We start from the raw sequence: 20,160 nt of genomic DNA on the forward strand, positions 1-20,160 counted from the left end.
GTCGCAGTGGTGTTAAACGATGAGGTGGCCAGGTGGGTGATAACGCAGGCGTGAAGGCGAGGCGCGGGATCATCCTGGCCGGGGGATCGGGGACCCGGCTCTATCCTTTGACCCGCGGCGTATCGAAGCAGCTGATGCCGATCTTCGACAAGCCGATGATCTATTATCCGCTCAGCACCCTGATGCTGGCGGGCATCCGCGACATTCTCATCATCACCACCCCCGAAGATGCGGCGCAGTTCCAGCGGGTGCTCGGCGATGGTGCGGATTTCGGCGTCTCGCTGTCTTACGAAGTGCAACCGAAGCCCGAAGGACTGGCGCAGGCGTTCCACATCGGCGCCGATTTCGTGAAGGGCGGGCCAAGCGCGCTGATCCTTGGCGACAATATCTTCTACGGCCACGGCCTGCCCGATCTGCTCAAGAACGCCAACGCCCGCGACAGAGGAGCGACCGTGTTCGCCTATCGCGTGAACGATCCGCAGGCCTTCGGCGTCGTCGAGTTCGATGCAGCGGGCAAGGCGATTTCGATCGAGGAAAAGCCCAAGGTTCCCAAGTCGAACTATGCGGTGACGGGCCTCTATTTCTACGACGAAACCGTGGTGGATCGCGCCCGCGATCTCAAGCCTTCGCCCCGCGGCGAGCTTGAGATTACCGATCTCAACCGGCTCTATCTCGATGAAGGCACGATGTCGGTCGAGATCATGGGGCGCGGCTTTGCGTGGCTCGATACCGGCACCCATGCCTCGCTGCTCGATGCGGCAACCTATGTGCGCATCACGGAAGAGCGGCAGGGGCTGAAAATCTCCTGCCCCGAGGAAATCGCCTGGCGTCAGGGCTTCATCACGGCCGACCGCCTGCGCGAGATTGCCGAGCCGCTGCGGAAGTCGGGTTACGGCGAATATCTGATCAAGCTGCTCGAAGCGCCGGTGCTGCCGTGAACATCATCCCGACCGCCATTCCCGATGTGCTGATCATCGAACCGCGCGTGTTCGGCGATGCGCGCGGCTTTTTCATGGAAACATGGAACGCGGCTGCGTTTGCCGGTGCCGGGCTTGATCTGGCCTTCGTGCAGGACAATCACAGCCGCTCGCAGAAGGGCGTGCTGCGCGGGCTGCATTTCCAGAATCCGGGGCCGCAGGGCAAGTTGGTGCGGGTCACCAATGGCGCAGTGTTCGATGTCGCGGTCGATCTGCGTAGCTCATCACCGACCTTCGGCAAGTGGGTTGGCGTGGAGCTGAGCGCCGAGAACAAGCGGATGTTCTGGGTGCCTGAAGGCTTTGCCCATGGCTTCCTGACGCTCGAGGACGACACCGACTTCCTCTACAAATGCACAGCGCCTTACGCCCCCCAGAGCGAATTCACGCTGGCCTGGGATGATCCCGCAGTGGGGATCGAATGGCCGCTGGACGGGGTGACCCCGCTGATTTCGGAAAAGGACGCACGCGGGCTTGCTCTCGCCGATGTGCCGGTGTTCGCATGAGAGTCCTCGTTACCGGCGCCAATGGCCAGCTTGGCGGTGCGCTGCAGCGCACTGCGCCCGAGTGGGCCGATATCAACGCGATCGATGTCGAGGATGTCGATCTGACCGATGCGGCGATGCTGACCGCCCGGCTGGTTGTCGAGGCGCCCGATCTGATCATCAATGCCGCGGCCTATACGGCGGTCGACCGGGCCGAGGGTGACGAGGCGCTGGCCCGGGCGATCAATGCCGATGCTGTGCGGGTCATGGTCGAAGCGATGGCGGGGACGGGCGGAAAGGTCGTTCACGTGTCCACCGACTACGTGTTCGATGGCACCGCGTCCGAGCCCTATACCCCCGATAGCCAGCGCAATCCGCAGTCTGCCTATGGCCGCACCAAGGCCGAAGGCGAGGATGTGCTGCGCCCCGAAGACCTGCTGGTGCGGACCGCATGGGTTTACGAAGCGGGCGGGGCGAATTTCGTGCGCACCATGATCCGCCTGATGAAGGAGCGCGAGGAACTGGGCGTGGTGAGCGACCAGATCGGCTCGCCCACCTGGGCCACAGGGCTTGCCCGCACCATCTGGGGTCTGGTTGAACGCAAGCAGGCCGGCACATTTCATCACAGCGATGCAGGCGTTGCGAGCTGGTACGATTTCGCTGTCGCCATCGCCGAGGAAGCCCATGCTCTCGGCCTGTTGGCGCGCATTCCGGTGATCCGCCCGATCACCACCGCCGATTACCCCACGCCTGCACGGCGCCCGGCGTTCTCGCTACTCGATTGTCGCGCCACCCGCGCGGCGCTGGGCGAGGAAGCCGTCCACTGGCGCACCAACCTGCGCCTGATGCTCAAAGAGGAAGCTCAGCTTGGCTAATCTGCTTGTTACCGGCGGCGCCGGATTCATCGGCGGCAATTTCGTGCACTACTGGAACGCAAAGCACCCCGAAGACCGGGTGATCGTGCTGGATGCGCTGACCTATGCCGGCAACCGCTCCACGATCGAAGGTGCGCCCAATGCCGAGCTGGTGGAAGGCGACATCCGCGATACCGCGCTGGTCGAGCAACTGCTGCGCGATCACGGTATCTCCACGCTGGTGCACTTCGCAGCCGAAAGCCATGTCGATCGTTCGATCAGCGGGCCGGATGCCTTCATCGACACCAACATCCTCGGCACCAACAGCCTGCTGAAGGCCGCGCGCGCCGTATGGCTGGCGGGCAGCGGCGTGCCGCACCGCTTCCACCACATTTCCACCGACGAGGTGTTCGGATCGCTCGGCCCCAATGATCCGGCCTTCAGCGAGGTGACGCCTTATGCCCCCAACTCGCCCTATTCGGCGAGCAAGGCGGCATCGGACCATCTGGTGCGCGCCTATCATCACACCTTCGGACTGGAAGTGACGACCAGCAATTGTTCGAACAATTACGGGCCGTACCAGTATCCCGAAAAGCTGATCCCGCTGTTCCTGCTGAACGCGCTGCATGGCCGCAACCTCCCGATCTATGGCGACGGGATGAACGTGCGCGATTGGCTGCATGTCGAGGATCACTGCGGCGGGGCGGAATTGCCTAACATGACGGTGATCGACACGATCTGCGCCGAAGTTGACCGCGCCTTTGCCGAAGTGGACGGGCTGGCCGAACGCTATCCCGATGCGCCTGCCGCGAAGGGCGAGGCCACCAGCAGCCTCAAGACCTTCGTCACCGACCGCGCCGGGCACGACCGGCGCTATGCGATCGACGAGACCAAGGCCCGCGCCGAACTCGGCTATGCACCCGCGCACGGTTTCGAGGACGGGCTGCGCCAGACGCTGCGCTGGTATCTCGACCGCGAGGCGTGGTGGCGGCCGCTGCTGGCGGGTTGAACATGGCTGACAGCACGAATGCCGCCGCGCTCCCGCCGCTCCATATCGGGCTGCTGTGGCACACCTTCAAATCGGAAAACCTCGGCGTCGGCGCGCTGACGCTGGCGAACATCAACCTGATCGCGGCCGCGGCAGAAGCTGCCGGCCGCCAGCCGGTGTTCCATCTGATGGGATCGCGCGGGCAGGTCGATTACAGTCAGGAAACCGCCTACCCCAACGACTTCGTCAACGTCGGCTACAAGGCGCTGGCCAAGCCATGGTCCGATCTGCACCGCACCATGGCGCGCTGCGATATCGTGTTCGATATCGGTTCGGGGGACAGTTTCTCCGATATCTACTCGTGGGGCCGGTACGGGATGATGCTGCTGTCCAAGGTGATCGCGGCAGGGCGCGGAAAGCCCTTGGTGCTGAGCCCGCAGACCATCGGGCCCTTTACCGACGGCAAGGCGAGGCTGGCGGCGCAAGGCGTGCTCAAGCTGGCGCGGCATATCTTTGCGCGTGACGAGACATCCTATCGCCTGCTGGGCGAAATGGGGTTGGCGGGCAAATCCTCGCTGACCACCGATGTTGCCTTCGCGCTGCCCTATGACCGGCCTGCCGACAAGGACGGGCGCGATCTGGCATCGGGCACAATCAAGGTCGGCCTGAATGTCTCTGCCCTGATGTACCGCCGCGATCTGGCGGTGGCGGCTGGTGACAAGATCAAGCTGACGGTCGATTACCCCGCGCTGATCGATGCCCTGCTTGAACGGCTGACCAGCGATCCCCGGATCGAGCTGCATTTCGTGCCGCACGTGCTGGCGAGCTTCCTTGCGCACGAGGATGATTACGCCGCGTCCGAGGCGCTGCGCGAGCGTTATCCGCAGGCGATCCTGCCGCCGCGATTTGCAGGGCCGTCGCAGGCCAAGACCTACATCGCCAATCTCGATCTCTTGATGGGCAGTCGGATGCACGCGACCATCGCGGCGATCTCGTCCGATACGGCGGTGGTCCCGCTGGGTTACAGCCGCAAGTTCAACGGCCTGTTCGATTCGCTCGGTTATGGCTGGAATGTCGACATGACCAGCACCACCAACGAAGCCGCGCTGGAGACCGTGGACAAGGCGCTGGCCGATCTGCCCAAGGTGCGCGCCGACGCCATCGCCGCCAATGCCGAGGCACGGCGGCGGCTTGAAAGCTACCGCGCATTCCTCGGCCAGACGATCGCGCAGGTTGCCGCCCGTGCTTGATGTCGGGACGATCACCGCCAACGGTCTGTGCGCCGGTTGCGGCATGTGCGCGGGGATCGGGGATCGGGCACGGCCGGCGATTGTCATGCAGAATTCCGCGCAGGGCTACCGTCGCCCGATGGTTGTTGGCGAAGTGGGGGCAGAGCAGGCCCGTCTGATCGACGCCGCCTGCCCCGGCGCGAATATCCGGCACGATCCGGCCAGCCACGAGGCCGAGTATCATCCGGTCTGGGGCCCGCTCATCACCGCCCGGCTGGGCTGGAGTTCCGATGCCGAACTGCGCCGCAATGCCTCGTCCGGAGGCGGATTGTCCGCGATGCTGGTGCATCTGCTGAACACCGGCCAGATCGATTACGTGGTGCAGACGGCGGTGGCGGAGGATTCGCCGGTTCGTAATGCTCTTGTGATCAGCACCGGGCGCGATGACGTGTTCCGCGCCGCCGGATCGCGCTATGCGCCGTCATCGCCGCTGGAGGATATTGCCGCACGGCTCGATGCGCCGGGGCGGTTCGCTTTCGTCGGCAAGCCCTGCGATGTCGCGGGATTGCGGCAACTGGCCCGCCACGACACACGCGTCGATGCCAAGGTGCCTTTCATGTTCGCCTTCATGTGTGCAGGCGTGCCCAGCTATCGCGGCACCTCGGCGCTGCTCAAGGCCATGGGGGTGGAGGACGAGAATGCGGTCACCGCTTTCCGGTTCCGCGGAGACGGCTGGCCGGGGTTCGCAACGGCAGAGCTGGCGGATGGTCGCCGCTTCACCATGGATTACGACACCAGCTGGGGTACGATCCTCAATCGCCACCTGCAATTCCGCTGCAAGATCTGCCCCGACGGGATCGGCGAGTTTGCGGATGTGGTGTGCGCCGATGGCTGGCACCTCGACGAGGCCGGACGCCCGCTGTTCGAGGAGCAGGAAGGCCGCAGCCTCGTGCTGACCCGCACCCGCAAGGGCGAGGCGCTGGTCGCCGAGGCGATGGGGGCGGGCACCCTGCTGACCGAACCGGTCGAAATTGCTGCGATTGCGCGGATGCAGCCGTTTCAGGCCAAGCGCAAAGGGCTGGTGCTGTCACGGCTGACGGCGATGGCCCTGACCGGCCGCAAGCGCCCGCGCTTTTCGGGCCTTGCGCTGGGACGCAATGCGCGAATGCTGGGAGCAAAGGAGAACCTTCGCAGCCTCTTGGGAACTTTGCGGCGGCTGGCGGGGAAGCGGGGGGAGTAATGTGCGAAAAGAAAAATCCAAATGCCAGCTCGTCGGTGGCCATGACCCCCTCCCCCCCCCCCCCCCAGCTAAGCGGACGATTCTTGCCGATCAGCTCGCCGGTAGGGACAACAACCTTAATCTGATCCGTCTGATTGCTGCGTCTGCGGTTCTCGTGTCGCACGCTTTTCCTATCGCTCTGGGGCGCGGTGCGACTGAGCCTTTTGAACATATTGCGGGGATGTCATTGGGTGGGCTGGCTGTGGCATTGTTCTTTGCCCTGTCCGGTTTGCTCATTTCCAACAGCTTCGAGCGAAGCCCCGATCTTGTCCGTTTCGCAACTGCGAGGGTATTGCGCTTGTTTCCCGGCCTGATTGTGGTTCTGTTGATCACAATTCTGGTCGGAACAATGGTCACCACATTGCAGCCTGCGGCATTCCTGCTGTCTCCGGGAACGCTGGCCTATATCCCGCGCAACCTGAGCCTCGCCTTCCTGCAATATGATTTGCCGGGCGTGTTTGCCGACAACCCCTATCCGCTTGCCATTAACGGCAGCCTTTGGACGTTGTTTTACGAAGTCCTCTGTTACGGCGGCGTTTTGGTTGCGGGAGTTGCAGGGCTCTTGCGCCGGCGCTGGACATTCTCTGTATGCGCGCTGCTTTTGGCTGCCGCCTATCTTTACTGCCTGCAATGGGTGCCCGGCGGCGGGGTGGCACGCAGGGTCGACCTGCTTGTCACCTTGGCCTTTCCATTCTCGCTCGGGATGCTTGCCTATGTCTGGCGGCGGGTCTTTGCTTTCGATTGGCGTTGGGCTTTGGGCCTTTGCGCATTGGCTGCCATCTCCGCCAATTCGCCCCTAGCACCGCTGTTTTTCGTCGTTGCCTTGACATATGCAGCCGGATGGTTCGGTTTTGAAATCAAGGGCCGCATCCTCCTCTTTAACCGGATTGGCGACTACTCTTACGGCGTCTACATCTACGCCTTTCCGGTCCAGCAGCTCATTGCGTATTGCGTCCCGGGAGTAAGCCCCCTGGCAAACATCGCACTCTCCCTGCCGATCACGCTGGGGCTCGCGATTCTATCATGGCATCTGGTTGAGGAGCGCGCTCTGGCGCAAATCAAACCCCTTGCGCACGCTTTAAATAGGATTGTTGGCAAAGGCGCAGTCTGATTTGCTAACTGGCGGTTCCTGCCCAGATGCTAATTCTCATTTTCCGCCGCACGATAACGTAAGCGATGATGTTTCTGGCCAGCATTACGAGCACCATGCTTGTTACCAAACCCTCTGGTCCGGCAAGCCACGCTCCGAGCGGAGCCGCGACCAGCATCATTACCGTTCCGCCTGTCGTGATGGCAAGATTGATCCGTTCATGACCCGACATAGCCAGAACCATGCCGGGCGGACCGAACACCGCGTAGGCAAACTGCCCTAATGTAAGAATGATCAAAAGGGGCATCGCGTCAGTGAATTCCGGACCGATTTGGGCCAGGAGAAGCTCGCCTCCAACGAGAATGGCGACTGCAAGAGGGATGGCTGCCACCATGCTGACTCTGAAAGCTGATCTGGCTAGTCGCGCTGCAGTCTGCCTTTCATGAGCATGAAAGGCCGCACTAATCTGGGCTGAATAGACTGAAAATATCGTCGTAGAAACGATTTGAAGAAGTGCCGCGACTTGCATTGCAACGCGATAAAGGCCGGTGTCCGCGGCGCCCAGCATCTGGCCCGAAACGACCAAGCCGTACCAGTCGCCAATATTGAGGGTAATACCGACACCCCACAGCGGCAGCGAGGAGTTCACCACCGCTTTCATCGGGATCGCCACCGCTGTGTCGCCTCGCCCGGTATGGCGCATCATCGCCAGCATGCCGATCGCGATCGAGGCCAGTCCGGCATAGGCGGCCGCCCACAGCGCGTCTTCGACCGTGCGGGCGATGCCTGTCACAAGGGCAATCGCGGTCCAGCCCGGCACGGTCAGCGCGGCAATCGCCTGCCCAAGGGTGAACTGGTGCTGCGAGCGCAGCAATCCGCCCAGCAATTGCGCTCCGCCGCGTCCGATCAGCAGGATGCAGAGCACCAGCAGCAACTCGCGCCCGACGACATTGCCGAACAGCCGCTCCCACACCAGATCGCCGCCCAGCCAGAGCGTGACGGCGATCACGCCCATCATCGCAAAGCCGAGGCCGAGCACCTGCACAAGCGATTGCAGCGCGACCGGCATGGCCTGTGCCACCGCTCTGGAGAAATGCCGCACCACGCTGATATCGAGGCCAAGCAGCCCGGCAACGGCAAGAAACATGGCGGTCTGGGTCACCAGTGCATAGGCACCCGTTGCTTCAGGACCGTAGCGATTGCCGAGCACATAGGTGACCGCGAAGGCCGCCAGCACCGAAAATCCGCGCACAGCCAGCGCAAGGATTGCTGCCCGGTGATGCCTGAGACGTATGGCAACGCCCGCTGCCAGGCGCTGCGCTGCGGCAGGCGCATTCCGTTCGGGTTTTTGCGGGACAGGCATGCCTTCGCGCTTGCCGCATTTTCGGGTCTTGTGCGAGTGCAAAGTTGCAGTGCAGCAACGCGGGCCCGGCAAGAGCCCGCGTTGCCCGAAGAATCAAGGCTGCTGCTCGGCAAGCCAGGCCAGAGCGGCGGTCTTGGCCGTTGCGAGGTTGGTGGCAAACTCGCTGTGGCGCAGGGCCACGACCAGCATCACATTGCCGATCATGCCGCCGGTATCGCGTCCGACCTGAAGAATGCCCGTCAGGGTCAGGCCTTCCGCACTCACCCTGTGCCACGCCGCATCGTTCAGCGCGGTGTAAAGGTCGCGGCGTCGCAGCGTGCCGGTGCCGTCGACCGCAACCGCACTCGTGAAGGTGGTATTCGATCCGTCCTGATAGATGACCAGATTGCGCAACAACTGCCCGGACGTCGATCCGGCAGCTTTGCGCACCAGCATGAACACCGAGTAGATGTCCGATGCCGTCGCCGCGTCGATCTGGTCGGTGTTGTCGAACAGGGCTCCGGTGACAGGGTCGATGACCGGCTGGCGGGTGGCGATCCCCTGGGCAGCGGGGCCGGCTCCGCCGCTGATGTTGGCGGTGCTCCACAACCCGGGATTGGTCGCCTGCCGATAGTCCCACATCCCGCTGGTCGGTTTGCCCGCCAGCAGATTGGAGAGCGCCAGTCCGGCTGCCGACAGGCCCGTGCCGCCGGTCGGGGGCGGCGCGACCACCAGCAGTTCGTCGGCCTCGGCGGCGATGGCTCCCGGAGCGCAAGGGTCGGGGAAGGGGGTCTGGCCCGCATCGACCGCGATGGCTGGCACCAGACCCTTCTCGCGCATCAAGGCAGTCGGGGTGAAATCGCCCGCGGCAAAACCGGCGTAAAGCGTGTTCTGGTTGCCCGCCACCCGATAGTTGCTGACGCTCAGCGGCACGGCAGCGCCTTCGTGGAGCAAGAGCCCGTCGATCACCATTCCGGCCATCGGCGCGCCAGTCCACCGCAGCGACCGCATCGCATTGTTGCGGATGAGGTTGTATCCGCCATCGGTGATGTTGCCGGTGATCGTGTTCAGGATCAGGCCCTGATTGGCCAGCGTATTGTGGGCAATGACGACGTGGCTCATCGGGTGCGGGCGACTGAATTGGCTGCTCGCGGCGAGCGGATCGTAGTAAAGCTTTCCGATCGGATCGATCGCCATCGCATTGCCGACGAAAAAGATGTCGCGACTGGCTGCGGTGCCATTGGCGAGGATCGGTGCCAGAAAGATCAGCTGCGCCTCGACATTCCACACGCGGTTGAATGCGACGATCACGTTTTCGAGCTCGCCTGACGTATGCTGGTACCAGTCGCCATGGGTATCGGCGGTCCAGACGATCTGTTCGGGCTGACCGGTCCCTGTGATGACCGGGTGCGGCGTGCCGTCGAAACCCTGTCCCTTCAGACCCGGCCGCGAGAGATAGGCCGCGACCCGGTCTTTGGCCGCAAATTCGGGGGAAAGTGTGGCCGACCAGCCCGGGAGGGTGTTGAGCCAGTCCACGACATCGCGGCACCAGTATCCGCCGATACCGGAAACACCGTTGTAGCCGCCAGCAGGCGCACGCAGATAGTAGGCCTCGCTGCCATTGCCGACATCGAAGGTGTAGGTTGTGCCGGAGACGACCGCCGTCCACAGCCCGCCGTTGATACCACTGGACGAATTGCCGCCTTCACGCGCCAGCGTATCGCCGGCGGGGATGGTGACAGTGAAGGCGAGTGCGTCGCCGTTCCAGAAGTCCTGATCGCCGCCCGCAAAGGTCGACTGGACCACGCACAGCGCGTTGGAAATGATGTCCTGCGACGAGTTTTCGACCATGCAGCCGCGGATCAGCATCGCCTTGGTCGCAGGCGTGTTCTGGTTGATGAAGTGGCATTCGGTATAGATCGGATTGCCGAACACCACTTGCGACGAACGCGGGGTGGTGCCGCCGCGGAACAGTTCGTTCTTGCCGTCGGGGTCGCTGGTAGTGACAGTCACGCCATCGAGCCAGTGGCCAACGAGATGCGCCGGATCAGGCAGATTGGTCACGGCTGAAAGATAGCGCACATGGCGCGTGTCATAGGTGATGTTGGCCCCCTTGATCCGCCACCAGGTCCGGTGTCCGGGGATCAGCGCCAGCGCGTCGTTATCGTACCCAAGACGGCCGATCGAAACGCCGGGCACGCTCGCCTCGATCGTGTAACGCCCGGTAATGGCGTATTGATCGGTGGGCGCCTCTCCGTTGTTGGCCGGGTTACGCTCGATCTCGTACTTGCCCGGTCGGGTGATCAGGAACCGGGGGTTGTGCGGAAACTGGCTGCGCGCATAGCTGATGGCAGGCCAGAACGACCGGTAGCGCCTCCCCGCGATCTCCGGCAGATCGGGATTGATTTCGAGGTCGAGATCATACTCGCTCGCGACCGGCGAGAAATTGAGCGGGCCGAGGATACGGGGTTGCATCGTGGCGTCGCGGGCGCGTGCCTCGACATAGAGGTGAGCCTTGCCGGACAGGCCCGGAGGGCGCCGGAGCCTGGCCCACCATCCGAAATAGGTGCGCGGCCCGCGCTCGGTCATGAGCGTATGCCAGCCCGGCTCGGTCACTGTCAGCGTCCGGCCTTCGTAATGGAAGGTAATGCTCTCGATCCCGAAGCCGGTGGCGAGCGTTCCACCATCATTGGCCATGGCGATCACGCCGACAGCCAGAGTATCGGTGAAGTGCTGGTTGGGAGGGGTGATCAGGCGCAGCGCCGGCTTTGCGGTTATCCGCTGCGGATCGACGGGGACTGTCGCAAAACCCGAACCGCTGGTGCCGGTCCATTGGGGGCCGGGCAGCAGGATCGGCAGATTGCCGGTGAGCGATCCCATGCCCGACAGCGGTGCCCAGTTGCCGGAAATCAGGCCGATGCCGTGCCAGCTCATCAGGCGAGCCCGACCAGGCTGGCGGCAGTGGTGCCGGTGGCGCGGATGGCTCTTGCCCGGATGGCAAGCACGCTCCCGCTGGCGACATTGCGCAAGGTCACATCCGTCTCCGAACCGATGGCGCGCAGCACGATGTCTCCGCCCGATCCGATGTAGATGGCTTTGGTGGCGAAGGCCAAGTCGCCCGTGTCTGCGGGCACAAGGTCGAACGCAAGCCGTGCGGGCGCGATTAGGCTGTCACTGCTGGAACTGAAGGCATCATTCGGCATTTTGTAACCTTTCTGGTAAAATTTATGCCTTGAAGGAACCAGAAAGATTATGTGTAGGAAAGAGGGTAGTTCGGCTTTCGCGTGCCTGCATCATTGGCCAGCAAAAGTGGACGCACGCAATACTGGCAAAGGGGTTCTTCCTTTGCGGCGTCGCCGTTCCCGCGTTATCGGACGATCTTGCAGCCCGCGCTTCCAGCTACGAAAGACCGCTTTCCCATGGAACCCAGTTCACCGGTTCGAAAAGCCAGCCCGAATCGCTTCAAAAGAGTTCTGCGCCTCGTCGGCTCGGTAATGGATCCGCGTGCATGGCTGCATCTGTTCAAGATAGTGAACTACTATAACTACTCGCATGTTGCGCCGCTGCGACAGGTGACCTTCGAAGGGCCGGGCAATGTCAGTCCCGACGCCGTGTTCCAGAACCCCGAGCGTATCAGCATCGGCAAAAGGGTGCGGATCGGGTCGCGCTGCCATTTGTGGGCCGGGCCGGGGCAAGGGCGCATCGTTCTGGGAGACGACGTTCTGTTCGGGCCCGATGTGCTTGTGACCGCTGCGACCTACCGCCATGATCTCGGACATCCGGTGACGGACCAGCCTATGGCCGAAGGCGATGTTACCATCGGCAATGATGTGTGGCTCGCCACGCGGGCAATCATTCTGCCGGGCACCTCGATCGGAGATGGTTCGATTGTTGCTGCAGGCGCCGTGGTAAAGGGCATATTCCCTCCGATGAGCATCATCGCCGGGTCCCCCGCAAAAGTCGTCAGCCAGCGGGTGATCGCCGGCAGCGCAGGCAAACCGGAACAGACCACCTCGCCGCAATCCGCCTTTGATGCCCCGGGAAATTCGGTCTAGAGTCATTCCATGGCGACCCTGATGAACCCGAATGCTGCATACCGGCCCATGGTTGCCCGGCCGGTGGCCAGGCCCGACGACCGCTTCGTCTATCTGGCGGTGGTCCTCGGCTACATCATGTTGCTGCCCCCTCAGCTCAACCTGACGGTGATGGGCGTGGTTTTGCCGCCCTACCGCCTGTTCCTGATCCCCGCGACGCTGCTGGTGGTTGGGGCAAACCTGCGTGGTCGCTGGAACTGGGTATTGCCCGACTATCTGATGCTGATCGGAACGGGATGGATCTGGCTGGCGCTATACAACACATCGCCTTTCGAGGACTTCTTCACTTCCTCCATTGCCCAGACAGTCGATATCGGCCTCGCCTATTTCTTTGCGCGGGCAGCGTTCCAGTCGATGCGCGATGTCAGGCTGTTCCTGCTGATGATGGTGCCCGGTCTGGCGATCGCCGGTGGCTTCATCGTACTTGAGGCGGTGCTGAAGCGGCATATCCTGCAACCATTTGTCGGCGGGATTGTCGGTGTCGGCGGTTATTATCCGATAGACGAACGCATGGGGCTGATGCGCTCGCGCGGTCCCTTTCCCCACCCCATCCTTGCAGGCATCTTCTTCGCCAGTTTCCTTCCGCTTTACTGGATGTCGGGGCTGCGCGGCTGGCCACGGATCGTGGGGGTTGTGTCGGCTTTTTTCAGCTTTTTCACTGTCAGTTCGGCCGCCCTGCTGGCGATTACGGTCAGTATGATGTTGATTGTTTACAATTGGCTAAGCGAAAGGTTTTTGCAGCTAACCTGGCGCCTGTTTTTCATCGGGTCCGGGATCTTGATCTTCGCATTGGAATTGGGGACGCAGTCAGGCTCGTTCAATCTCCTTATGAGGTATGCGTCGTTGAATTCCTTCAGCGCTTACAACCGCGTGCTCATCTGGCGATTTGGCACCATGAATGTCGAGAAGAACCCTTGGTTCGGCATCGGCTATGCCGAATGGGAGCGGCCGAGCTGGATGGTCAGTGGATCAATCGACCACTATTGGCTGCTCATGGCCATTCAATTCGGGATCATTCCTTCTCTCACCTTGGCGATCGTGACAATTCTTGCGCTTCTGGCGGTCATCCGCAAATCCTCGGGCCAGCAGTATATCGATAAAATGGCGCTGCGCGGACTTGCAATCGCGATGGCGGTGTTCGCGCTCGGGATCGTTTCCGTGTCGATCTGGCTGTCGACGCAAGTATGGTTCCACATGATGCTGGGGATGTGCGTCAGCATCGGCTACGCGATCGCCACTGCCAATCGTGTGCCGTACAGGCCGGTTCAGGCTCCGCCTCAGAATCTGCGAACCTCGGCACTTCCCCCGCCGTCCGCCCGGTAAGCAGTCCGAAAGCCGGCTCAGCCGCGTCTCAACACCTTCTTGGCCAGCCTTATCGCCAGCTCACGCGCCTGTCGGGCGGGGTAGGCCATAAGCCGGTCAAGCATCACAGCCGACGCGCCGGTCGGAACGACTTCGACGCTTTTGCCAAGCGCGAACCGGGCAAGCACGGCCTTGTCCGCCAGCCGTTTCCCCTTGATCCGGTTGGCGACATTCTCGCCATGGACAACTTGCAGCCAGCACGGTTCGGTGACGACCTGACGCAAGGGGAAGCGCGTCGCGAGTTCGGTGTGCGGGGCGGCCCAGATGGTTGCCGCATCGGCTGCCTGCTCGACCAGCGAGGTGAAGGGATTGCTCTCGTCGGCCGCAGTGTAAAGGCGACCATTCTGAAGCGCGATTCCTTCGCGGAAGTTGATGATCGTACCGTCGGGAAAGCGGTCCGCCTCTGCTTTTACGCGGGCCAGAAAGTCGCTCGATACTGCGTCGTCATTATCGAGCCGGGTGGTGATCAGCCGTCCGTGCCGGCTTGTCAGCCGCGCCGCCACATCGAGTGCGGCGAGGCCAGCGCGAAACGGACCTACGAAAATCGCATCAAACGGCACGATGGCCTGTGCCGCTTCGATCCGGCTGCGGAATTCGGGCGGTGTCTGTTCGTCGAAATAGATCAGCCAGCGGAACGTGCCGGGCTCCTGCGCGGCCATGCTGGGCAGGCAATAGGCCTCGAACAGGTCGAACCGGCGACCCAACCAGCCGGGCGCATTGCGGATCGGTGCTTCACGGCCCGGACTGGCGATGTTGAAGCGGGTGAGCACGAAATGCTGCACGGCAGGTTCCTCTGACACTTGGAAAGACGGCAGGCCGGGGCTAATCGCCGATCGGGCCGCGGGCGAGACGGGCCATCAACCCGCGCTCGCGATGGTATCCCGACATCCAGAACTGGGGCCGCAGGGCAACGTAGCGATAACCTTCGCCGAGCTGGCGCAGGTGCGGGCGCCGCCCGCCGAGCAGTTTGCCCGCAAGATAGCGCTCCAGCGCCGCCACCCAGATCAGCACCGCCGATGCGACGCGCGCGAAGGGCGACCAGTGCGCCCGCACGAATTCCATGCTGCCCGCCGCGCGGTAAAGCAGGCGCATGGGCGAGAGATGGTTGCCATGCGCCGCCTCGTGCCGGCCATAGGCATCGGAAATCCGCCAGAAGCTGTAGCCTTTCTGCTTGAGCCGGTAGAACAGGTCGACTTCCTCGCAATAGAGGAAATAGCGTTCGTCCAATCCGTCAGCTTCTTCCCACGCCTTGCGCGAGAACATGACGAAGCCACCGATCAGCACATCGACCGGCGTATCGCCGTCGAGGCCCTTGAGCGGGGCATTGCCGATCTGCGACCGGCCGAGCGCCACGCTCGCGAATTCGGCGAGGGAGGGCATGGCAATGGCGTTTCCGGCATCGGGCTTGCCGCTGGGGTCCACTGTCACGCCGCCCCATGCTCCGGCTTCGGGATGACGACTGGCGCCGCGCATCAGCGCATCGATCGATCCCGGCTGCACCACCATATCGGGGTTGAGCAGCAGCAGCCGTTCGGCGCGGGCGTGACGGGCGAGCAGGTTGTTGCCGGCCGCAAAGCCGATATTGCCCTTGCTGGGGACGATCCGGACTTCGGGATAGTCCGCTGCGACCAGCTTTTCAGTCGATCCGTCTCCGTTGTCGACCATCAGCACTTCGATGGTGTGCTCGCGCGCCGCTTCGGTCAGCGCGCCGAGGCAGGCAGGGATCAGGGCGGCCGAGTTATAGGCCACGATCAGCACGGAAATGTCAGGGCGTGCAGCGTTGACGTCGGTCATGTCAGATTTCTCGCGCGGCCAGATCGCGTTCCCAGACAATGGTTGTCTGGCGCCGCTTGGCCCACCCGGCGCGTAACCGCGTGAGCAGTTTGATCGCGGTGTAAATGGCAACGTCGACAATGGTTGCGCCGTTGCGCAACGCCGCGGTCAGGTCGCCAGCGTTGTTCGAGCCCTTGAAATGCGGTGCAGGATGGAGCGCCATGACCTGCTCGTTGCCAAGGCGGCGACGGGTTTCGACACGGATCTGGTCGGCGATCCTGCGTGGCGGAGAGACGAGAAAGGACACAGGCCGCCCGTCCTTGTCATGCCGGACACTGCGACGCTCATCCTCGGTGAAGCGCGAATGGACCCAGATGTCGTCACCGGTGATTGGCGGAAACTCGCCGATTTGTTCGAAGCCGGCTTGCGACAGGCCAAAGCATCCCGAACCGACCATGGCCCGCTGCACATAGGGCTGGGTCAGCCATACGCGATAATAGGCGCGCACGAGGAAGCTTGAGCGCGACAGGTCCATTGCGATGGCGGGCGAGGCTGCCATTACGCCGGGCTTGCAAAGTTCCTCGGCAAGCGCAGCCAAAGCGCGGTACTCGCATTGAACGTCGGCATCGAGGAAGATGCGCGGAAAGCCTTTGGCGTGACGCGCCGCTTCATTCATCGCCAGGGTTTTCGACCCTTGGGGCAAATCGAGCACCAGCGCGCCTGGCGCCGCCTGCTTCGCAACGGCAACGGTACGGTCCGAGCATCCGTTGGCAGCGACAATGATCTGCATCCGGTGGTTGTCCGGCGCACCGCGCAGTGCCGTTTCCAGACAGCGCGCAATGACGCTCTGTTCGTTATGGGCGGGGATGATCACGGTAAAGGGGACGGGGTCGGTCATCTGGGTTTCCCACCAAAGTCTTGCCGTGGCGCCGTTCTGTCGCGGCGTATCGGCATCTTTCCGCTCCCCTGCGTGATGTGTCAGGCAGTCGGAGCTGGTCAGCCCCGGTCGTTGCCCTTGCCGTACTCGTAATACCCGTACTGGTAGGAGTAGGACTCGCCCGCCTCCAGCGCCCGGTACTTGGTCAGGATCACGCCCAGAATGTTGCCACCGGCAGCGCGCACGCGGCGCACGGCATTGCGTGCCTGACCGAAGGGAACGCGGTTCGCTTCGAGAATGAAGATCGTCCCGTCAACAATGCGCGAGAGGATCGGCGCATCCGCGAGACCCATGACCGGAGCCGAATCGAGGATCACCAGCGAATACTCCTCGCTGCACTTTTGCAGGAAGGCGCGGAATTCGGGCGAATCCACGATTTCTGTCGGGTTCGGCGGAATCTCGCCGACCGGCAGGATTTCGAGGTTTTCGTGAACGCCCTTGACCACCGCAGCTTCAAGCGGGACATGGCCAAGCAGCACTTCGACAACGCCGACCTTGGGACGTTCGATGTTCACCAGCCGCGCGACCGAGGGACGGCGCAAGCCAACATCGATCAGCAGCGTCTTGCGGCCAAGGCTTGCGAACAGTTCGGCCAGGATCACCGACGTGGTTGACTTGCCCTCGGAAGGACCGCTGCTGGTCAACAGCAGCACGTTCTTGCTGCGCGGGAGGCTGAAATCGATCGATGCCCTGATGGACGAATAGGCTTCCATCAAGGCACTGAAGCGATCGCCGTCGGGGCCATCGAGATCGGGTTCCTGCACGTGCGGGGTGTATCCAAGCAGCGGCAGGCCGATCTTGTCTTCGACCTCGTCGATCGAGCGGAGCCGGTCATCCAGCGTCTCGCGCAGCACAGCGAGCCCGGCGGCCAAAGCAATGCCGAACACGATCGCAAGGGTCATGTTCCTGAAGACATTGGGCTCGTACGGCTCAACCGGCACAGTCGCGCTATCCAGCTTGGTTACCGCACCGGTTTGCACATTGGCGGCGCTGTCCACCTGATTGTAGCGATCAAGCAGCACCTTGAGCTGGTCGCGCAGGGCCTGCGCTTCACGTTCGAGCACGCCGTACTGAACGCGCAGATCCTGCTCGACCAGAGTGTCGCCGGTGACCGACGAGAGCTCGGCTTCGAGGGCCTGTTCCTGATTGCGCGCAATCACGAACTCGTTCCGGATCTGTGACTTGATGTCGGCACTGCTGCGCTCGATCTGCGAATCAAGCACCTCGATCTGCGACAGCAGGTTGCGAATCTGCGGGAAATCGTCGTTGTAGCGCTGGCGCAGGTCGGCCAGTTGCACGCGCTTGTCGGTGCGCTCTGCCAGCAGGCCTTGGAGGACCGGGCTCGACTGCACTTCGGGCAATTGCGAGGCGGGCAGGTTCTGAAGCGAACGCCACCGTTGCTCTGCCGCGATACGCGCAGCCTTGGCTGCAGCCACACGCTGGTTGATGCCCGAAAGATTCGATGTGGTCAGGGTAACGGCGGCTCCGCCATCAACCGCGACAGCCTGATCGACCACAATGCCCGAATTGCGCGCGTAAAGGTTAGCGGCTTCTTCGGCTTGCTGGAGCTTGTCGCGGGCCATATCGATCTGCTCGCGAAGATAGGTCAGGGCATAGCTGTTTTCGGAAACATTCTGGCGCGAATCGAAGGCCACATAGGCATCGGCATAGGCGTTGGCCATTTCGGCCGCGAGCATGCGGTTGCTGGACCTGAACCCGATCGAGATGATCCAGTTGTCCTTGGGAAGTTCCGCAACAACCGACGAGGCCAGAATGCCGGCCGCGATGTTTTCCTTTTCATCGAGCCACTGCGCGTCTGTCATGTTCGGCGGGCGGCTTTCGTCGATATCCTTGCCGAGCAGATCATAGCGCGTGCCAAGGTTCTCTTCCTCGACGACAACCTTGGCAAGACTGCGGCTCTTGATCACCTCGATCTCGGTCGAGATGTAATCGTAGACCTGACTGGCGACGAAGCCCTGACTGACGTCCTGCCCTTCGACAATGTTGCGGCCATAGGGCTCAAGACGGACCTTGGCCGTGGCCTCGTACATCGGGGTGACCATCAGCGTCCAGATGACCCCAGCGATCATTGCCGCGACAATCACCGCAGCAATCAGCCAGCGCTGGCGGAACAGGATTCCGCGCAGAGTCGCCAGATTGATGAAGTTGGACGCCGGCTGCGGCTGATAGGCCGCAATCTGGCCTTCGGGCATGTAGCTGTCGAGCCAGCGCCCCTGAGGGGAGGGCTCAGGCGAGGAAATGAATGATCGGTCGTTCATGATTTCAGTTGCGCAATCCTGCGACCGCAAAAACCCCGAATACCGGAAGTGCCTGCAGGAGGTCGGCCCAGAAGACCGAGAGGCCGTCGGTGCCCATCACCACGCGGTCACCGGGCTGCAGCACAGGGTCGAGCATGGCGCCCTGACGCACTGCGGCATAATCGAACTTGGCGACCATGATGCCTTCCGGGCTTTCGCGGAACACCGCGACCTGATCGAGCTTGGCCGAGCGCTTCGGGCCACTGGCGAGAGCGACGGCCGAAGACAGACGTGCGCCGGGCTGGAACTTGTAGACGCCGGGGCGCTCCACAGCACCTTCGACAGTCACTTCGTGCGAGGCATATTCTGTGATGTTGACGCTCACCATCGGGTCCTTGAGGCCGATGGCGGCGAAGCGGCGGGTGACGTCCTGCTCAAGCTGCTTGGCGGTCATCCCGGCAGCCGGGATGGAACCCAGCATCGGTACGGACACATTGCCTTCTACCCCGAGGCGAACGCTGGGGAGCGACAGGTCGGGCTCGCGGAAAACGGTCACCGAAATCAGATCGGAGGGGCGCAGCAGATAGGTCGTCGGCCGGGCGATGCTGTAGTTTGACTGGCCGAGTTCGGCATCCGGCTTCGAGGCTGCCATGCCGATCACCGGGTCAGGGGTCGAACTGCATCCCGAGACGGCGATCGCCAGAAAAGCGGGAAGCAGGATCGCCGATCCGTTGTTGCGAATACCCATTTTCACCACTCCCTTGTTCGCAATACGGGCCGTTACCTAGCCGCTCCCATGCCGCAGCGCAACACGATTAAACCCGCCTCTCCGACGGCTGCACACCCTGCAATTGCGGCGTGCGACGTCCTGTTGTTCTTGCGCGACCAGTTATCGCTGTGCCACGAGGCCGGTACAGAATTTCCTGACATTGCCCTGAGTGGTTTTGCATGCCTGCCAGCCTTTCCCCGTTCAACATCATCGCAGTCGGGCTCTACCTGCTGGTGGCCTTGGCGTGCGTGACCGGCTTGCTGACGGCGATGCGGTACCGTCAGGCGGGGTGGCATCTGCGGGCGTGGTTGTCGGTCGCTGCGCTTTTCATTGTCCTTGCGGCTTTGCGGGGACTCGGGATCGAGGACATGTGGCAGGGCGAGCTGCGCACAATGCTGCGCACCGAAGGGACCTATCAGGACCGCCGGGAGTTCCAGCGACCGCTGGCCGCGATCGTCATTGCAGTTGCGGGAAGTGCAGCATTTTTATGGGCTTACCGCGGATTTCGCAATGTTCGCGGGCGCCGCAACGTGGCTGTCATGGTGGCCGGGGCGAGTGCTTTTGCGATGATTGCGCTGGTCGCCCTGCGGCTGATTTCGCTGCACCCGGTCGATGCGTTGCTTTACGGGCCGCTCAAGCTCAACTGGATCATCGACATGGGGTCGAGCCTCGCCGTGTTGGGAGCGGCCGGTTACTATATCCGGCTGGTATCCAGCCGCCGCTAGT

At 62.6% G+C, this 20,160-nt stretch carries 18 protein-coding genes; 10 read left to right on the plus strand and 8 right to left on the minus strand.

The window, feature by feature from the left end:
• Window positions 1-32: 32 nt before the first annotated feature.
• The 7 genes from rfbA to ACU0AG_RS11475 all read left to right on the plus strand — a co-directional run bounded on the left by rfbA (window position 33) and on the right by ACU0AG_RS11475 (window position 6,920).
• A complete protein-coding gene (rfbA, locus tag ACU0AG_RS11445) occupies window positions 33-938 on the plus strand; it encodes a glucose-1-phosphate thymidylyltransferase RfbA (protein ID WP_482782413.1) in 906 nt (301 codons plus the stop codon).
• On the plus strand, window positions 935-1,480 hold the full coding sequence (gene rfbC / locus ACU0AG_RS11450; RefSeq protein ID WP_482782414.1) for a dTDP-4-dehydrorhamnose 3,5-epimerase: 546 nt from the start codon (window positions 935-937) through the stop codon (window positions 1,478-1,480). Before rfbA ends, rfbC begins: the two co-directional genes overlap by 4 nt.
• Window positions 1,477-2,334 (plus strand): dTDP-4-dehydrorhamnose reductase, encoded by an 858-nt coding sequence (gene rfbD / locus ACU0AG_RS11455; RefSeq protein WP_482782415.1) that lies wholly within the window; start codon window positions 1,477-1,479, stop codon window positions 2,332-2,334. Before rfbC ends, rfbD begins: the two co-directional genes overlap by 4 nt.
• On the plus strand, window positions 2,327-3,322 hold the full coding sequence (rfbB, locus tag ACU0AG_RS11460) for a dTDP-glucose 4,6-dehydratase (RefSeq protein ID WP_482782416.1): 996 nt from the start codon (window positions 2,327-2,329) through the stop codon (window positions 3,320-3,322). The genes rfbD and rfbB overlap by 8 nt, the downstream gene beginning before the upstream one ends.
• Before the next feature lie 2 nt (window positions 3,323-3,324).
• Entirely contained in the window at window positions 3,325-4,551 is a 1,227-nt protein-coding gene (locus ACU0AG_RS11465) for a polysaccharide pyruvyl transferase family protein (protein WP_482782417.1), read from the plus strand.
• A gap of 85 nt (window positions 4,552-4,636) precedes the next feature.
• Window positions 4,637-5,770, plus strand: coding sequence for a Coenzyme F420 hydrogenase/dehydrogenase, beta subunit C-terminal domain (locus ACU0AG_RS11470; RefSeq protein ID WP_482782418.1), 1,134 nt, complete (start codon window positions 4,637-4,639; stop codon window positions 5,768-5,770).
• Window positions 5,688-6,920 (plus strand): acyltransferase family protein, encoded by a 1,233-nt coding sequence (locus ACU0AG_RS11475; RefSeq protein WP_482782419.1) that lies wholly within the window; start codon window positions 5,688-5,690, stop codon window positions 6,918-6,920. Before ACU0AG_RS11470 ends, ACU0AG_RS11475 begins: the two co-directional genes overlap by 83 nt.
• A 4-nt stretch (window positions 6,921-6,924) precedes the next feature.
• Here ACU0AG_RS11475 and ACU0AG_RS11480 read toward each other — a convergent pair whose 3' ends face one another.
• From ACU0AG_RS11480 to ACU0AG_RS11490, 3 genes are all read right to left on the minus strand, one after another.
• Window positions 6,925-8,262, minus strand: a complete 1,338-nt coding sequence (locus tag ACU0AG_RS11480; protein ID WP_482782420.1) for a lipopolysaccharide biosynthesis protein — start codon at window positions 8,260-8,262, stop codon at window positions 6,925-6,927.
• A gap of 93 nt (window positions 8,263-8,355) precedes the next feature.
• Window positions 8,356-11,175 (minus strand): hypothetical protein, encoded by a 2,820-nt coding sequence (locus tag ACU0AG_RS11485; RefSeq protein WP_482782421.1) that lies wholly within the window; start codon window positions 11,173-11,175, stop codon window positions 8,356-8,358.
• The gene (locus ACU0AG_RS11490) at window positions 11,175-11,444 is read right to left on the minus strand and encodes a spike base protein, RCAP_Rcc01079 family (protein WP_482782422.1); all 270 of its coding nucleotides are present in this window, start codon (window positions 11,442-11,444) and stop codon (window positions 11,175-11,177) included. The genes ACU0AG_RS11485 and ACU0AG_RS11490 overlap by 1 nt, the downstream gene beginning before the upstream one ends.
• A 216-nt stretch (window positions 11,445-11,660) precedes the next feature.
• Here ACU0AG_RS11490 and ACU0AG_RS11495 point away from each other — a divergent pair, with 216 nt between their 5' ends.
• Both ACU0AG_RS11495 and ACU0AG_RS11500 read left to right on the plus strand, forming a co-directional pair.
• Entirely contained in the window at window positions 11,661-12,296 is a 636-nt protein-coding gene (locus tag ACU0AG_RS11495; protein ID WP_482782423.1) for an acyltransferase, read from the plus strand.
• 9 nt (window positions 12,297-12,305) lie between these two features.
• A complete protein-coding gene (locus ACU0AG_RS11500; protein WP_482782424.1) occupies window positions 12,306-13,658 on the plus strand; it encodes an O-antigen ligase family protein in 1,353 nt (450 codons plus the stop codon).
• Window positions 13,659-13,675: 17 nt separating this feature from the next.
• On the opposite strand, the gene ACU0AG_RS11505 is transcribed toward ACU0AG_RS11500, so the two are convergent.
• The 5 genes from ACU0AG_RS11505 to ACU0AG_RS11525 all read right to left on the minus strand — a co-directional run bounded on the left by ACU0AG_RS11505 (window position 13,676) and on the right by ACU0AG_RS11525 (window position 19,413).
• The gene (locus ACU0AG_RS11505) at window positions 13,676-14,479 is read right to left on the minus strand and encodes a glycosyltransferase (protein ID WP_482782425.1); all 804 of its coding nucleotides are present in this window, start codon (window positions 14,477-14,479) and stop codon (window positions 13,676-13,678) included.
• Between the two features lie 40 nt (window positions 14,480-14,519).
• Window positions 14,520-15,491, minus strand: coding sequence for a glycosyltransferase family 2 protein (locus ACU0AG_RS11510; RefSeq protein ID WP_482782426.1), 972 nt, complete (start codon window positions 15,489-15,491; stop codon window positions 14,520-14,522).
• Window position 15,492: 1 nt separating this feature from the next.
• A complete protein-coding gene (locus ACU0AG_RS11515) occupies window positions 15,493-16,368 on the minus strand; it encodes a glycosyltransferase family 2 protein (protein ID WP_482782427.1) in 876 nt (291 codons plus the stop codon).
• A 98-nt stretch (window positions 16,369-16,466) separates the two neighbouring features.
• A complete protein-coding gene (locus tag ACU0AG_RS11520; RefSeq protein ID WP_482782428.1) occupies window positions 16,467-18,686 on the minus strand; it encodes a GumC family protein in 2,220 nt (739 codons plus the stop codon).
• A 4-nt stretch (window positions 18,687-18,690) separates the two neighbouring features.
• Window positions 18,691-19,413: a polysaccharide biosynthesis/export family protein gene (locus tag ACU0AG_RS11525; protein ID WP_482782429.1), complete on the minus strand. Its 723-nt coding sequence runs from the start codon at window positions 19,411-19,413 to the stop codon at window positions 18,691-18,693.
• 200 nt (window positions 19,414-19,613) lie between these two features.
• Here ACU0AG_RS11525 and ACU0AG_RS11530 point away from each other — a divergent pair, with 200 nt between their 5' ends.
• Window positions 19,614-20,159: a hypothetical protein gene (locus ACU0AG_RS11530; protein WP_482782430.1), complete on the plus strand. Its 546-nt coding sequence runs from the start codon at window positions 19,614-19,616 to the stop codon at window positions 20,157-20,159.
• Window position 20,160: the final 1 nt, after the last annotated feature.

This window comes from Erythrobacter sp. RANMB8 (assembly GCF_056848235.1).